The sequence below is a fragment of the Bacillus sp. FSL K6-1145 genome (assembly GCF_038003425.1).
Taxonomy (GTDB): Bacteria; Bacillota; Bacilli; order Bacillales; family Bacillaceae; genus Bacillus; species Bacillus pumilus.
In genome coordinates this window covers 3386792-3401249 of record NZ_JBBOPC010000001.1, presented here as the reverse complement: position 1 = coordinate 3401249, position 14458 = coordinate 3386792, and the positions used below count along the sequence as shown (strand labels likewise).

General features: G+C 44.1%; 16 protein-coding genes. 10 read left to right on the top strand and 6 right to left on the bottom strand.

The genetic code is table 11. The annotated features are described in order from the left end of the window. Positions 1-152: 152 nt before the first annotated feature. Positions 153-1226: a chitobiase/beta-hexosaminidase C-terminal domain-containing protein gene (locus MHH41_RS17315; RefSeq protein ID WP_340866594.1), complete on the top strand. Its 1074-nt coding sequence runs from the start codon at positions 153-155 to the stop codon at positions 1224-1226. Positions 1227-1274: 48 nt separating this feature from the next. Here the strand turns inward: MHH41_RS17315 and MHH41_RS17310 are convergent, their stop codons facing one another. After that, positions 1275-2084: a bifunctional hydroxymethylpyrimidine kinase/phosphomethylpyrimidine kinase gene (locus tag MHH41_RS17310; protein WP_339206286.1), complete on the bottom strand. Its 810-nt coding sequence runs from the start codon at positions 2082-2084 to the stop codon at positions 1275-1277. Positions 2085-2209: 125 nt separating this feature from the next. Next, complete coding sequence (locus tag MHH41_RS17305; RefSeq protein WP_137054226.1) at positions 2210-2515, bottom strand: general stress protein; 306 nt, start codon at positions 2513-2515, stop codon at positions 2210-2212. Between the two features lie 128 nt (positions 2516-2643). Between MHH41_RS17305 and MHH41_RS17300 the strand changes: the two genes are divergently transcribed. Continuing rightward, positions 2644-3471, top strand: coding sequence for a glycosyltransferase family 2 protein (locus MHH41_RS17300; RefSeq protein WP_003214726.1), 828 nt, complete (start codon positions 2644-2646; stop codon positions 3469-3471). After that, positions 3468-4148 carry a uracil-DNA glycosylase gene (locus tag MHH41_RS17295; protein ID WP_340866593.1) on the top strand — a complete coding sequence of 227 codons (681 nt, stop codon included), beginning with the start codon at positions 3468-3470 and terminating at the stop codon, positions 4146-4148. Before MHH41_RS17300 ends, MHH41_RS17295 begins: the two co-directional genes overlap by 4 nt. A gap of 33 nt (positions 4149-4181) precedes the next feature. Here the strand turns inward: MHH41_RS17295 and MHH41_RS17290 are convergent, their stop codons facing one another. Further along, positions 4182-5540, bottom strand: coding sequence for an aldehyde dehydrogenase (locus MHH41_RS17290; protein ID WP_310425347.1), 1359 nt, complete (start codon positions 5538-5540; stop codon positions 4182-4184). Between the two features lie 170 nt (positions 5541-5710). Here MHH41_RS17290 and MHH41_RS17285 point away from each other — a divergent pair, with 170 nt between their 5' ends. The 3 genes from MHH41_RS17285 (at position 5711) to MHH41_RS17275 (ending at position 7826) form a co-directional block, all read left to right on the top strand. Continuing rightward, entirely contained in the window at positions 5711-6043 is a 333-nt protein-coding gene (locus MHH41_RS17285; RefSeq protein ID WP_137054229.1) for a YwdI family protein, read from the top strand. Positions 6044-6076: 33 nt separating this feature from the next. Beyond that, complete coding sequence (locus MHH41_RS17280) at positions 6077-7384, top strand: purine/pyrimidine permease (protein ID WP_003214905.1); 1308 nt, start codon at positions 6077-6079, stop codon at positions 7382-7384. A gap of 70 nt (positions 7385-7454) precedes the next feature. Further along, positions 7455-7826: a DUF423 domain-containing protein gene (locus MHH41_RS17275; protein WP_003215282.1), complete on the top strand. Its 372-nt coding sequence runs from the start codon at positions 7455-7457 to the stop codon at positions 7824-7826. 41 nt (positions 7827-7867) lie between these two features. Here MHH41_RS17275 and MHH41_RS17270 read toward each other — a convergent pair whose 3' ends face one another. The 3 genes from MHH41_RS17270 to MHH41_RS17260 all read right to left on the bottom strand — a co-directional run bounded on the left by MHH41_RS17270 (position 7868) and on the right by MHH41_RS17260 (position 10011). Beyond that, positions 7868-8485 carry a cupin domain-containing protein gene (locus MHH41_RS17270; protein WP_050944496.1) on the bottom strand — a complete coding sequence of 206 codons (618 nt, stop codon included), beginning with the start codon at positions 8483-8485 and terminating at the stop codon, positions 7868-7870. Positions 8486-8617: 132 nt separating this feature from the next. Continuing rightward, a complete protein-coding gene (gene gerQ, locus MHH41_RS17265) occupies positions 8618-9160 on the bottom strand; it encodes a spore coat protein GerQ (protein WP_003215192.1) in 543 nt (180 codons plus the stop codon). 185 nt (positions 9161-9345) lie between these two features. Further along, positions 9346-10011 (bottom strand): YIP1 family protein, encoded by a 666-nt coding sequence (locus tag MHH41_RS17260; protein ID WP_223251281.1) that lies wholly within the window; start codon positions 10009-10011, stop codon positions 9346-9348. A gap of 184 nt (positions 10012-10195) precedes the next feature. Here MHH41_RS17260 and MHH41_RS17255 point away from each other — a divergent pair, with 184 nt between their 5' ends. The 4 genes from MHH41_RS17255 to MHH41_RS17240 are packed head-to-tail and all read left to right on the top strand — an operon-like array spanning position 10196 to position 14457. After that, entirely contained in the window at positions 10196-10966 is a 771-nt protein-coding gene (locus MHH41_RS17255; protein WP_170965962.1) for a glycosyltransferase family 2 protein, read from the top strand. A 6-nt stretch (positions 10967-10972) separates the two neighbouring features. After that, the gene (locus tag MHH41_RS17250) at positions 10973-12385 is read left to right on the top strand and encodes a capsular polysaccharide export protein, LipB/KpsS family (protein ID WP_003214910.1); all 1413 of its coding nucleotides are present in this window, start codon (positions 10973-10975) and stop codon (positions 12383-12385) included. A gap of 21 nt (positions 12386-12406) precedes the next feature. Beyond that, a complete protein-coding gene (locus MHH41_RS17245; RefSeq protein WP_212045676.1) occupies positions 12407-13585 on the top strand; it encodes a DegT/DnrJ/EryC1/StrS family aminotransferase in 1179 nt (392 codons plus the stop codon). Next, positions 13582-14457 (top strand): GNAT family N-acetyltransferase, encoded by an 876-nt coding sequence (locus MHH41_RS17240; RefSeq protein WP_212045675.1) that lies wholly within the window; start codon positions 13582-13584, stop codon positions 14455-14457. The genes MHH41_RS17245 and MHH41_RS17240 overlap by 4 nt, the downstream gene beginning before the upstream one ends. Position 14458 lies beyond the last annotated feature (1 nt).

Below are 14458 nucleotides of genomic sequence, written 5' to 3'. Positions count from 1 at the left end.
ATTCATTTATGGATAAAAGAGTGTACTTGCGTGCGAATGCACTCTTTTATTTCGGTCAGATGATTCAGTAATTAAAATGAAAGCGTTGACATTTCTATTGTCATGATAAATAATAAATAAAAATTCATCTGAGCATGTACAGGAGGAACGATATGAACCATACAACCAAGAAATGCCTGATCACCTTTATCATTGTCCTATTTTCTATGAGTTTTCTTTTTCCTTCCGTTTCTTCTGCCCGAAATCATACGTCGTATTTTGCATCAACTGCTTCAGTCCCATCTGGTCAATATTATCGTTCACAAGAGGTAGCTCTGCATTCTCACGTTCAAAAAGCTTCTCTTTATTACACAACAGATGGCAGCCAGCCGACAACTCAAAGTCAGTTATACAAAAAGCCCATTCATATAGAAACTGATACGACTTTAAAAGTAAGCGCTTACAATAAAAGCCACCGCCTTTCCACGTCTACGTACAATTATCGCTTTGTCACACGAGAGGACATTGCATCATCTTTTTTATCTTTCGAATACCAAGGAATGCCTTATCGGCTGTATATTCCAAAAAACCGTAAGAGGGGTAAAGCCTATCCTCTAGTCCTGTTCTTACATGGAGGCGGGGAGAGGGGAACAGACAATCAAAAGCAGTTACTTGCGAATGATGGTGCAGTTTTATGGGCTTCCCCTGAAGTCCAAAAGAAACATCCTTCGTACGTACTAGCACCTCAGGCGCGAAATGCTGTCGATGGAGGATTTGCATTAACAAGAAATTTGCAAAATGAAATCGATCTGACAAACGTGTTTCAATTTTCACCAGATTTACACAAAGCTTATGATGTCCTTCAGCATGTGTTAACTTCTTATCAGATTGATCAGAGAAGAATTTATGCGACGGGTTTATCACAAGGTGGATTTGGGACGTACCAGTTGAACATCACATATCCTCGTTTGTTTGCAGCGATGATTCCTATTGCGGGGGGTGCAGATCCAAGCAAGGTAGGAATTTTAGCGCACAAGCCGATATGGGCATTTCATGCAGAAGATGATTCCATTATCCCTATCAGCTATGCGAGAAATACAATTCAAGCTATTCAAAAAGCTGGCGGCCAGCCGCTTTATACGGAGTACGCAAGCAAGTATGGATATGACCATGCATCATGGACGCCTGCTTATGAGACACCAGGCTTAACAGATTGGCTGTTTGCACAGAGACGCAGCTATCGATAAACAAAACCCGATTCACCTTCTAACAAGGCGAATCGGGTTTTTTCTGTTTTATTTGTCAAAACGATGAGCAGAATGCTTTGTTGGTCCGATGTATTCATTTAGCTGGAAAGAGCCTTTGATGGCAGCTGTGATGAATTCTTTTGCTGCATAAATGGCTTCTTTCACGTCTGAGCCGTTTGCCAGTTCAGCTGTGACTGCTGCTGAGAATGTGCAGCCTGCGCCGTGTGTGTATTCTGTGTCGATCTTCTCTGTTTCAAGTCGTTCGAAGGTTTGTCCATCATAAAGCAAATCGATCGCTTTATCTGGGCTTAGCTTACCGCCTCCAGTGATGACCACATACTTGGCACCAAGTTCGTGAATGCGTTTTGCTGCTGCTTCCATTTGTTCGATCGTTTTGATCTCACCGATTCCGCTTAATTGACCTGCTTCGAAAAGGTTAGGCGTGATGACGGTTGCCAGTGGCGTAAGCTTTTCGCGCAGTGCTTCCGCGTGCTCTGGATAAAGGACTTCGTTCGCACCCTTACAAACCATAACAGGATCAATGACGACATTTTTTAGGTCGTATGTTTTGATGGTGTCAGCCGCAAGTTCGATCACGTCGACTGTTGGGAGCATACCCGTTTTTAGCGCATCTACCCCAATACCTTCTACAATGGTAGAGAGCTGCGCACGAATCGTCGCCGTATCAATTGGAAACACCTGATGATCCCAATGGTTATGAGGGTCCATTGCAACGACAACGGTTAAAGCTGTCATCCCGTAGACGTTTTTTTCTTGAAACGTTTTTAAATCTGCTTGGATACCTGCACCGCCGCTTGAATCCGAGCCTGCGATGGTGAGTGCTTTATTCATAGACATAGTTGCTGAACCTCCAATGTGATGTGTAACAGTTACTGTTCTATCCTTATTATAATCAGCTTTTCCATTTATCACAATGAAACGGCATAAAAAAGCGTTCTACCCTAGGAAAAACGCCTTACCCCTTACCTTTTAAAAATCACTAATTTCCCCTTTTTCAGTTCGTCTAAAAGAGTTAAAGCTAATTCCTGATCGGCGCCAACTGACATCATTTTGGCCATGAGCTCGTCATCCCGGGTGCGGATGACATTGGCAATTTGATCTAAAATCCCTTGATCGACCGCTGTCATGCTTTTGGCATTCGTATGCTCTGTGACGGTATCAGAGCGTTCTGGATCGTATGCAAAAACAAAAATATCATCCTTTGCTGAGCGTATTTGTTCAATGGTCTGCTTCGCTTCTTTGCTATTTTCTACTGTGAAATATTCCATCGTGATCACTCCTTTCCATCGAAAATTCCCATTTTCCCGTCACATCAAACCGCCTTTTATATCATGAGAAGAACGTCATTTTATGTTTTAATGGAAAAAGACGAATCTATTAAAGGAGTTAGCTGAATATGAAGATTTCCTTATTAATTGTGACACATAACCGGCTCAGCGCATTGTGTGAGCTACTTGAATCTATTACGAGACAAACCGTACAGCCTTTTGAAATTGTGGTTGTGAATGATGCAGGAGAGCGCGTCGAGATCATTCAGGAACTCTACCCCGAACTTCCGATCCGCTTGATCCATTTAGATGAGAACGTCCAGCATGTGAATGCTAGAAACGTGGGGGTGCGGGAGCTGACTGGCGATGTCATCATGCTGAGTGACGACGATGATTACTTTACACCTTGTCATATTGAACGTATGAGTAAGGCGCTGGAGGACGCCGATTTTGTCTTTTCTGATGCAGAAATTGTGTCATTTGAAGAAAAAGGCGCGACCCGCTTCCCGGTGTCAAGACGTCTGTTTGCGTATACAGCTGCTATTGAGGATATGCGTGTCTTTTCTACATATGTTCCTTCCGGCAGTATGTATAAACGCTGTATACACGATGAGATTGGCTATTTTGATCCAGCGATGCATCATTATTGGGACTGGGACTTCTTTTTGCGTGTATCACAGCATGCCCGGATCAAACGAGTGCCAGCTGCCAGCGTGATCTATGCGTTTTTTGACGGCGGAGGGAATCAGTCTAGTGATCTTGGTGAGACAAGGAAGAACTACTTAGATGATCTAAGTGAAAAGCATGGGCTGGGTGACCTTCCGACAGCGAACTTTGCTGTCTTATTAGAAGAACCAGCGATGAAAAAACGAGAATCAGAGAGTGAGATTGTATGGGACGGAAAACCGATGATCTCAAGACTAACGCAGCAGACACAAGGAGGAGAACCCCAATGAAGCCATTTTTAAATGATAGCTGGTGGGCTGTGATGAAAAGTGAATTTGAACAGCCATATTATCACGAATTACGTGAATGGATGAAGGAAGAATATCGCACGCAGACCGTTTTTCCGAAACCAGATGACGTTTATCGTGCGCTTCATTTGACGTCATATGAAGAGGTCAAAGTGGTGATTTTGGGACAAGACCCTTATCATGGCCCAGGTCAGGCACATGGATTAAGCTTTTCTGTTCAGCCTGGTGTGAAGCATCCGCCATCATTGAGAAATATTTTTCAGGAGCTAAAGGATGATCTTGGCTGTCCTGTTCCAAATCACGGCTCACTTGTGAGCTGGGCAGAGCAAGGTGTGCTGCTCTTAAACACTGTGCTAACCGTGAGAAAGGGCGAGGCGAACTCGCATAAAGGCAAAGGCTGGGAACGTGTGACAGACCGCGTGATTGATGTGCTGAATGAACGTGATCAGCCCGTCGTTTTTGTGCTGTGGGGAAGACATGCTCAAAATAAGAAAGAACGCATTGATCAAAACAAGCATTTCATCATTGAGTCACCTCATCCAAGTCCTTTTTCTGCAAGAAATGGCTTTTTTGGCAGTCGTCCGTTTTCAAAGGTAAACGCGTATTTAAAGCAAATGGGGATTGAAGAAATCAACTGGTGTATCCAAGATATTGAGTAAAAAGAGGACGAGGGGAGAGACCCTTCGTCCTGTTTATTTTAAAAATTTACGAACCAAGTCGAGTCCGTTTTTCGCATTTGGATAACGGAAGGAAAAATCGAAGCGATTGGTTTGGCGCAGGACGCTTTTTTCATGCGTAAACGTAAAGAAGCTTTCTTTCCCGTGATATCGTCCCATGCCGCTTTCACCCACGCCTCCGAATGGCAGGTAAGGAGTAGCGACATGCATGAGCGTGTCATTGATACATCCTCCGCCAAATGAGAGATGGTCTAGAATATAGGCTTCTGTTTCTTTACTTGTTGTGAATAAGTAAAGCGCAAGCGGCTTCGGTCTAGCTTTGATCATATGTGCTGCCTCGTGCAGAGAATCGAAGGTCATGACAGGCAGAATCGGTCCGAAAATTTCCTCCTGCATGACAGGATCTTCCCATGTGATGTGGTCTAATATGGTTGGTGCAATTTTGAGCTCGTCTTCGTTGCGCTGTCCACCTGTAACGATCGTTCCATTTGAGAGAAATTGTGAGAGCCTGTCAAAGTGACGCTGGCTGACATTTTTCCCAAAGTGCGGATGTGTTTCCGGTTGTTCGCCATAAAAGTCACGGATACAGGCTGTCATTTCCCGCAAAAGATCGTCTTTAATGGATTCATGAACAAGCAAATAGTCTGGTGCAATACACGTTTGGCCAGCATTGGTAAATTTGCCGAACGTGATTCGCTTTGCCGCTAATTTGATATCTGCATCAGGCGTGACGATGCAAGGGCTTTTTCCGCCAAGCTCAAGTGTAACAGGGGTCAAATGCTTTGCGGCGGCTTCCATGACGACTTTGCCAACTGCCACACTTCCTGTAAAGAAGATATAATCAAAGGGCAGTTTCAACAGCTCTGTACTCACATCTACACCGCCTTCTACGACAGCTACATGGTCTTCTTGAAATACAGGTTCGACCATTGCACTGATTACTTCTGAAACTTGCGGCGTCAGCTCAGACGGTTTTAAAATAACGGCATTACCCGCAGCAATGGCACCAACTAATGGAGAAAGGGCCAATTGGAAAGGATAGTTCCAAGGGGCAATGATGAGCACACTGCCATAAGGTTCCTTCATAATCATACTTTTCGACCCGATATGAGTGAGGGGCGTTTTCACGCGTGTTGGTTTTGCCCATTTGTGGAGGTGCTTGATGGTATGATTGATTTCCTCATACACCATCCCGATCTCTGTTGTGTAGGCCTCCTGTTCGGATTTATGTAAATCATGGGCCAAGGCTTGTAAAATATCCTTCTCATGCTGTTTGATGGCTGCTTTTAAGTCTTTAAGAAGACGGATGCGTTCTTCCACCGGCGGCTTTTGAAAGACTTTTTGTTTCTGAAAAAGAGTAGTGAGTTTGTCCATTATTCAATCCTTTCATAAACGATGTTGTTTCCTTTATTATGTGTGAAGGGCTATGTCGGGTCAAATAAGAGAGGCGGGAGCAGACTGCTTTGAAAAAATGAACCCATTTCGTTTGTTCATTTGGTAAAATAATGTTGAAAAGAGACTTTTTTAGATTGGAGGGTCTACCCTTGAATATTCATATATCAAGCCTGCTTCAAAAAATGGAGGAAGCGGTTCAAAAGGCGAAACAAAGTGAAAATGATGAAGAGGTGAAACGCCAAGTGGCGGCGATTTCTTCACTATGTGATGTCATTCTCGATGCACCATCACAGGTGCAAATGCCGCAAACGCCGGTTATCTCGCCACCTTCTTCGATACAGACACCGCCCGCGCCGCCCGTATCCTCAGATCAAGCCATGCTTGAGAAACTGATGGGTGCGAGTGGTGCGAAGAAATTTCAGCATCAAGAAGAGGGGCAAAAAGAGAAGGATGGGAACGGCGACTCTATCTTTGATTTTTAATGGTCTTGTCACGACAAAGGGAAGGTGATCGGTTTGAAACTATTTTTGGGCGCCATTCAGTGGATGGCATTTTTTATCGCAGCTTCTATTGCTGTACCAATTGCGATTGCACAAGCATTTGAATTGAACCAAGTGCAGTCAGCGGAGCTGATTCAAAGTACTTTCTTTTCACTTGGTCTTGTGGCGATGGTGCAATGTTTATGCGGCCATATGCTGCCGATCAATGAAAGTCCAGCGGGGCTTTGGTGGGGTGTGTATACCCTTTATGCAGGTATGACAGGAACCATCTTTGCGACGTATCCTGAAACTCTGCAAGCACTACAAGGGGCTTTAATTTTTAGTGCCGCTTTCTTTTTTATTTTTAGTTTATTTAAAATCATTAATTGGCTCGCGTCTTTATTTACGCCAGTCGTCACAGGCATTTACTTGCTATTATTAGTTGTCCAGTTAAGTCAGCCGATCATGAAAGGGCTGATGGGCATCGGCTATCGGGGAAATCAGGTGGATGGGCTTGTCTTTTGCTTATCAATCTTCATTATTATCCTGACCTTCATGATCAGCCGCTCAAAATGGCATTACTTAAGACAGTTTTCTGTGTTGTTTGCCCTTGCAGGAGGCTGGTTGTTATTCGCTCTACTCGGGTTGGCAAAGCCGGTTCGAATTCCAGAAAAAATCATCGAGTTTCCGAAGCTTTTCCCATTCGGCATGCCAGTCTTTGACAGTGGATTGCTTGTCACGTCCTTTTTCATTACGATATTACTCATTGTGAACATGCTGGCAAGTATTCGAATTGTGGAAAGTTCAGTGAAGGCATTTGGTGAACTGCGTGAGCGGAAGAGAGCTCGTCCGGCTGGTTTTGTCGCAGCATTTGGTCACTTACTGAGCGGATTGATCGGAGCGATTGCGCCTGTACCTATTTCCGGGGCAGCAGGATTTATCCAGACAACGAAAATTCCATCGAGAAAGCCATTTTTCATAGGAAGTCTGCTCATTGTACTCATTAGTTTATTCCCGCTGCTCATGAGCTTTTTCTCCGCATTGCCATCACCTGTGGGGCTTGCTGTAAACTTTGTGGTGTTCTCCTCGATGATTGGGATTGCGATGTCTGAGTTTGATCAGTATGAGAAAGAAGAAATTCCGCGGATTCGCTTTGTCCTAGGGATTGCCGTTTTAGCAGGTGTAGGGGCGATGTTTGTACCGCAGGAAGCCTTGAAAGGCATGCATCCTGTGCTCATTTCATTATTAAGCAATGGACTTGTTCTAGGTACACTCATTGCGATCGCGGTCGATCAAGTTCTGTTACGAAAGAAAAAGAAATCCGACAATCTCGTGTCAACGTAAAGGGAAAGTTGAATATCGTCTGTCACCCGCGCTATGATAAATATAATTGACGAGATAAGGAGAATGACGAATGAAACTATTTTTCATTTTAGGTGCGATTAATGCGATGCTAGCTGTTGGACTCGGAGCCTTCGGTGCGCACGGTCTTGAAGGGAAAATCCCTGAAAAGTATATAGAGATTTGGAACAAAGGGGTTCAATATCAGATGTTCCATGCGATTGGACTATTTATTGTTGCCTTTCTTGCAGATAAGCTGTCAGGTGTTTCTCTAGTCCCAACCGCTGGCTGGGTGATGCTTGCAGGTATCCTTTTCTTCTCAGGAAGCCTTTATGTCCTGGCATTGACTCAGGTGAAGATTCTAGGTGCCATTACCCCAATTGGCGGAGTGGCATTTATTGCTTCTTGGATCATGCTTGTCATTGCAGCAGCAAAAAATTTATAAGCTAAAAAACCGATGCTCTGAGAGGGGCATCGGTTTTTTTCTTAATTCCAGTAAGGGGCGTAGTTTGGCGGTGCTTGATAATAAGGGATGTAGTGAGACGGAGGGACAGGGTTCGTTTGTGCTTCCTCTTCTCTGTGGCAAAATGGTCCGATAAACACACTTGGCTTCACCGGCTGTGTCGCCTGTTTCCACTGTGTTTCGTTCATGCAATACGTATGTGCCATGATGTGAGCAGGGGTGAGGGTGAGAAGGTCTGAGCCTAGGATCACTTCTGGCGTAGATGCGTTGAAAATGGCTAACAAATGAGTTCTGTCTTGAAGGGCAACTTCATAGTGCCACCAGCCTTGAGGTACGTTTGCTACCTGTCCTGGGGTGATGGTATAGGTGTGCAGTTTTTTTGTAAATGGATTCAGCATCGAGACGGCAGCAGAACCGGCTATACAATAAACAAGCTCTGCGGCATTTTGATGATAATGAGGCTCTACGACTTTGCTTTTACTCAAATATATATCCAGCAGAGATACTTGATCCAACGAATTTAATTGTTTTTTTCCTAAAACGTTAATCAGGTTATGCTGATCGTATTTCACAAGGGGGCTTTGATTCAGATCGTATGAATATTTAACATTTGGTGATGTATAATCCAGCTCAACAGTCATGAATGTCACCTCTAGGCGTTTGATAAAAACTACTAGGCATCTTATGACGAGCGCCCTAGAGGTGTGACAAAAACCTAATCAAAAGAAAAAAGCAAGGACGCCTGCTCCTTGCTTTTGCGATATGTGCGTTATCTACCTCGGAGAATACGTGGACATGGAGTATGGATAGTCGTATTGAATTTCCCCATCAAACGTAATGTAATCAAGATAGATCGTTAATAGTAAGTATCGTGTTCCTGTCTTGTTGTCACTAATGATAATGTGGTCACGTCCTGCAGCTTCAATGACGCCTCTGAAAATCTTCGAGTTCCATTCCTTACTTGCCTCAAACGTCATATAAATCGTGGCTACCTTGCCGCGGTTCAATCGTAAAATATTTTCAATATAGGACTGCTCGATTGGCAGCTGACCAGTGACATTCTGCTGATAAATCGGTCCAGAAGGAATTTGATAAGGCTGCCCGCCGCTCTGCGTGCCCTGCCCCCCTGGTGAAGAACCAGTAGACGGCATTGGTGAAAATCCCTGCTGCATTTGTCCTTGCATTTGACCCTGCGTTTGGGGAGGGACTGAATAACCCATCTGCTGCGCAGGATACGGATTTGCTCCATATTGTTGCTGGCGAAAATCTTGACCTTCGAAACCCGAACCTTGCCCAAATTGATTTTTCAATTTCATAACGTTCCTCCTCTTTCCTCATGGTGTTCTAAACAGAAGGCGCTTGAGCACCTGTTGTTTCCATAGCATTCTTTCTCTCTTTCACACTATGAGACAGGAGGGGAGAATATGTACATTGAACGAAAAAAAGGAACTGTGGTGCAGTTCCTTAGGCGCGGGCAAACCCTCGCATTCTTTGTCAGGCCTTACATCATCCAATTTACAGCGCGCTGGACACCAAATAAAAGAGTAATGATAAGAAAACATGCCGCAAGCGGTGTGATCACGATGAGGAAGGCTTGCCATAATTTCAGCTTCATCACAGCGACAATGCCTAAAACAGTCATTCCAAATATCCACGTCTTTGCATAAGCATCAATCAGTGTCAAAAGATCGAGATAATACCATACCTCAAAATGCTGATCTAAATAGGGTGAGATTTTGACAAACGTATACGGACCAAGCATTCCAATCGTGCAAATCCAACTGAGTGCAAATAAAGCGGAAGGGAAAAAGGTCGTCAGCGTGAAGGCTTTGAGTACATCTCGATATGCCGTTTGACTGCCGAAAAAAAGACGCCCTAACCACTTTAGGATGAGTACACCGAAAAATAGACCGAGATTGCCTGCGAGAATACCATATCCCGCACCTTGTAACAAAATAAAAGGAAATGGAATATGATTGCCCATATACTCGCTAAAATACCCTTCGTAGACCCAGCCTGTACCAGCGATACTTGCAAGGAGCATCATCAGCCAAATGGGAATATAGGAATGTTGATATGAGCGAATAATCGTTTTTGTTGCGACAAAAATTTTGAAAAATCGAAAAAAACCTTTTACTTCCTCTTGTTGGGAGTGATCATTCTTCATAGCTTCCAATGTTCTTTACTCCTTTAATACACATAAATGATTACTTATATTACCAAAAAGTTCGCGTTTTTCAAAGATAGATCATTAAAAAAATACAATTTTATAAAAAATAGGTCACTCTACAGTCTCTTTAAGAGGAGACACATATGATAAACATAGTTTGAAAGAGACCGAGGTGAAAACTTTGACAAAAGTAACTGTCATTATGACGAGCTACAACAAGGCGGCTTACGTCGGCAGATCGATTGAAGCGGTTTTGCAGCAGACGCTGTCAGACTTTGAACTATTTATCATGGACGATGGTTCAAATGAAAAAACCCTTGCCGCGATTGAGCCCTTTCGCAAAGATCCCCGTGTTCATTTTATCCAAAGCGGTGTCAAATCGCTGGAGGAGAGAACAGCGAAAACCCGATACGCCGTCCTCATTAATCAAGCTTTAGAACTAGCAAAGGGCGAGTATATTTCCTATGCCACAGATGACAATGTCTATGCCCCGGACCGTTTAGAGAAGCTCACACATTATCTAGATGCTCGACCAGGTGAAGATATTGTCTATTCTGCATCGAAAGTAATCTATTTAAATAGCAATAAAGAGCCGGTAAAGGAAACGATTCGACCTGCGCAAACGGTGCAATGGAATGCACCTTGTGCCATAGATCATTGCTCGGTCGTTCATCGTGCTTCTATTTTAACAAAAATTCATGCTGAATTTGGGTCTTACTGGGACGAGAGTCCGCATTTTTATCGAATAGGGGATGCCCGGTTCTTTTTTCGATTAAATCATTTTTATCCGTTCTATCCCTATGATGAAGTGTTAGATACAAATTACATCACAGAACAGTCGATTCACTATCAATTGGCGGAAGAAGAGAAAAGTGCCTTTATTCAAGCACTTCCTGAGCAGTCTACCTGCTGGGAGCTCCGCCATATATTAAAACAAAGACATGGGAGGTGACCTAAAGTGTCGCACTATATTCATCATTATTGGCAGGTGTATTTTGAGTATGTAAATCTCATGAAGGATTTGTCCTATCAACAAATTCCTCTTGGGTTGATCAGCAATTTCTATCAATATATCAGTCCTGAAGTGAGGGAACGTATGGAGGATGAAGCATTCGGTCATGAATTGACAACCGATTGTCCATTGCCGGAAGAGATTCAGCCATTTTTTGATCAACATAAGCAGCAGATCAAGCGTATTGCTTATCGTCCGGCGAATGGAAAGGTCTTGCTTCACTTTGAACATCTGCGTTTTACTGAACAAAATTACACGCGGTTCCATCCGAGTCAAACGGTGGTGCTTGCTCGCTGGAAGAAGGCAGACTATTTCGGTTTACCGGTCATCAGCAAGCCGGAATTAGCGGGAGAGGTTAATAAAGAAGCCCATGCTGAATATATTGAGAAAGCAAATGCTCTCCTTAAACCTTACGCAAAGCACCCCGTCTTTGGCAATGTCTTTTTTAGAGAAAAGCTTCGGAAGGACATTGTGCAATTTATTGATGTGATTGACCAGACAGAAGTGCTATTTCAGATGGAGCCAATTGCAGCCATTATTGTGGGGACAACGGAGGATGCTTACAGCCGCGTACTTGCACTGCAAACTGTGAAACGCCAGCTCACGAGTATCTGTCTTCAGCACGGCGCACTGATGGGAGACGAAGCCTTTTTGCCGATTTTCACGACGTGCCACGGGGTGTTTGGAAAGTATGAAAAAGACTGGTATGTACACAAAGGCTGTCAGCCGGAACAGGTGGAGATCACAGGTCATCCGAGGTTTGATTTGGTGAAGGATCGAACGCCGCTTCAACAGGAAATGGTCTTTCGAAAATTGAACTTCAATCCTGCCAAAAAGACCGTGCTTGTGGCAACGCAGCCGTTTTCAGAAGCCTTCTATGGTGATGTGCTTAAAACGATTGCAAAACGGAAAGACATTCAGTTGATCATGAAGCCGCATCCGTGGGAAATTGCCCGAAACCGATTAAATGAGTATGTGTCCATTGAACGAGCAGGAAATCATGTGAGATTGATTAAAAAAGAAATCGACTTGTATGACCTATTGCCTTATATGGACATGGTCATTACGCTCACATCAACCGTCGGCCTTGAAGCGATGCTCTTTGAAAAGAGTGTGCTGATCGGGAAAATGACAGAAGGCAGAAGATACCCTTATTACGAGTCGCTTGGCAGCTATCATATGGAAAACCCTGTTGAACTGGCTGAGAAAGCCATTCGTATTTTGTCGGATGATCAAGAAATGAAGCTGGCAAAGAGGCAAGGAGCTGAGTTCATTAAACAACATTATCCGCATGCGCGATCGACCGATGTTCTGCTTTCTCTGCTTCAAACAAAAACAGGTGTGGATTTTCAGAGATGAGGATAGGGGTGTGCAAGCGATATGGAAAAAAAGAGAGAACAATTTCTTCCTTATGCCCTGCCGTTGATTGAGCAGGAAGAAATTGACGAAGTCATTGGAACATTAAAATCCGGCTGGCTGTCAACCGGACCAAAAGTCAGACAGTTTGAAGAAGAGTTTCGGCAGCTGACCGGTGCAAAACATGCGATCGCTGTCAATTCATGTACAGCTGCTTTATTTTTAGCCTTAAAAGCAAGAGGGATTGGGAATGGGGATGAGGTGATTACAACGCCTCTGACATTCTGCGCAACAGCCAATACGATCATTCATACAGGGGCAGCACCTGTATTTGTCGATATTGACCCAGCGACACTCAACCTCGATGCAGAGAAACTAGAAGCGGCGATTACACCACACACAAAAGCGATTGTCCCTGTTCATTTTGCTGGTCAATCGTGCGATATGGAACGAATTTTAGCCATTGCCAAAAAGTACGATCTATTTGTGCTTGAGGATGCCGCTCATGCTCTTTACACAACGTACCACGGTCAGCCCGTTGGTTCGATTGGTGATGCGACTGCCTTTAGTTTTTATGCGACGAAAAATATAGCGACCGGAGAAGGCGGCATGCTGACGACGAATGATGATGCGCTTGCCGCTCGGATCAGAAGACTAGCACTCCATGGGATGAGCAAAGGAGCATGGAATCGTTATGGAGAAAAAGGAACGTGGTACTACGAGGTCGAGGAACCTGGCTATAAAATGAACATGTTTGATGTGCAGGCATCGTTAGGGCTTGTTCAGCTAAGCCGTTTAGATGATATGCAGGCACGGAGAGAACAAATTGCGAAAGCATACAATCAAGCATTTCAAAAGGAAGCAGGGCTGATCCTGCCGCCAGTCCATCATGAGGGAAGACATGCATGGCATTTATATGTACTGCAAGTGGACCCGAAAGAAGCATTCATCACACGCAATGAGCTGATTGATCAGCTGCAAAAGGACTATAAAATCGGCACGAGTGTTCACTTTATCCCTGTTCATTTGCATCCATACTATCAACAAACCTATCACTATTCACCAGAGGATTTCCCTGAGTCACTCGCTTACTACAAGCGGACTCTCTCACTGCCTCTTTATCCAAGTATGACAGATGAAGATGTGCAGTATGTCATCACTGCGGTGCTGTCTATTTTAAAAGAACAGAAGGCATCTTCATGAAGGCCGTTCATGCAATAGACGATCAGGTGCTGTCCGCTTGGATTGAGAAATACGGTCAACAAATTGAACAAATGAAAGGCTTCAAACAGTTTGGTCTTGTCAGTGGCGCCCAGCTGAAAGCAGTGCTGTTATACGATTGGTCAAAATGGGAAAGCGGCATATTTGATCAGCATATTTTTCATGTGAAGTTTGCGGAAGCTGAGTCAGCATCTGCTTTTCAGGAATTGATGGAGCGCTTCATCAATTGGATGAGAACAGAAAAATGCGATTTTTTCTTTTTACGTCTTGAAGCGGCGGATGTTGAAAAAAACCGCATCGTCCAAAGGCTGTCACATGTGTACTATGTGGGCGGTCTCACTCGTCTTGAAGCGCCACCTGTTCACATGGAAATGCCATCAACAGGTGAAGATGTGGTCATCAGTCTGCCGGATGAAAAGGAATACGATGAGGCGGTGTCACTCGCTTATCAGGCTTTTGTCAAAAGCCGGTATGCCCTCGATCCATTTTTAGACCAGAATGTCGTCCAGCATTTCTATCAAGAGTGGATGAGAAATAATGTGCTCGGACGTGCAGATATCAATATCGTAGCAAAGGTGAACGATGAAGTCGTGGGCTTGATTCAAGGGATGACCAAGGGCGAGGAGCTGGCGCTTGAGCTGTTTGCGATTAGACCGGATGTACAAGGAAAAGGGATCGGGAAAAAGCTGTTTATTGAGATGATGAAGGTCTCTTATGAGAGAGGGCATCGTTTTATTTCTGCCGGAACACAGCTGCATAACACAACCGCCATTCAGCTGTATGAAAAGATGGGATTTAGAACAACAAATGCCTTCTTGTATTACCATGTATGGCCGAAAAAAGGAGAGAGGTAAG

Excerpts from the sequence above, each read along its gene's own strand:
- MHH41_RS17315 (WP_340866594.1), top strand. The coding sequence starts at position 153 with ATGAACCATACAACCAAGAAATGCCTGATCACCTTTATCATTGTCCTA.
- MHH41_RS17310 (WP_339206286.1), bottom strand. The coding sequence starts at position 2,084 with ATGTCTATGAATAAAGCACTCACCATCGCAGGCTCGGATTCAAGCGGC.
- MHH41_RS17305 (WP_137054226.1), bottom strand. The coding sequence starts at position 2,515 with ATGGAATATTTCACAGTAGAAAATAGCAAAGAAGCGAAGCAGACCATT.
- MHH41_RS17300 (WP_003214726.1), top strand. The coding sequence starts at position 2,644 with ATGAAGATTTCCTTATTAATTGTGACACATAACCGGCTCAGCGCATTG.
- MHH41_RS17295 (WP_340866593.1), top strand. The coding sequence starts at position 3,468 with ATGAAGCCATTTTTAAATGATAGCTGGTGGGCTGTGATGAAAAGTGAA.
- MHH41_RS17290 (WP_310425347.1), bottom strand. The coding sequence starts at position 5,540 with ATGGACAAACTCACTACTCTTTTTCAGAAACAAAAAGTCTTTCAAAAG.
- MHH41_RS17275 (WP_003215282.1), top strand. The coding sequence starts at position 7,455 with ATGAAACTATTTTTCATTTTAGGTGCGATTAATGCGATGCTAGCTGTT.
- MHH41_RS17270 (WP_050944496.1), bottom strand. The coding sequence starts at position 8,485 with ATGACTGTTGAGCTGGATTATACATCACCAAATGTTAAATATTCATAC.
- gerQ (WP_003215192.1), bottom strand. The coding sequence starts at position 9,160 with ATGAAATTGAAAAATCAATTTGGGCAAGGTTCGGGTTTCGAAGGTCAA.
- MHH41_RS17260 (WP_223251281.1), bottom strand. The coding sequence starts at position 10,011 with ATGAAGAATGATCACTCCCAACAAGAGGAAGTAAAAGGTTTTTTTCGA.
- MHH41_RS17245 (WP_212045676.1), top strand. The coding sequence starts at position 12,407 with ATGGAAAAAAAGAGAGAACAATTTCTTCCTTATGCCCTGCCGTTGATT.
- MHH41_RS17240 (WP_212045675.1), top strand. The coding sequence starts at position 13,582 with ATGAAGGCCGTTCATGCAATAGACGATCAGGTGCTGTCCGCTTGGATT.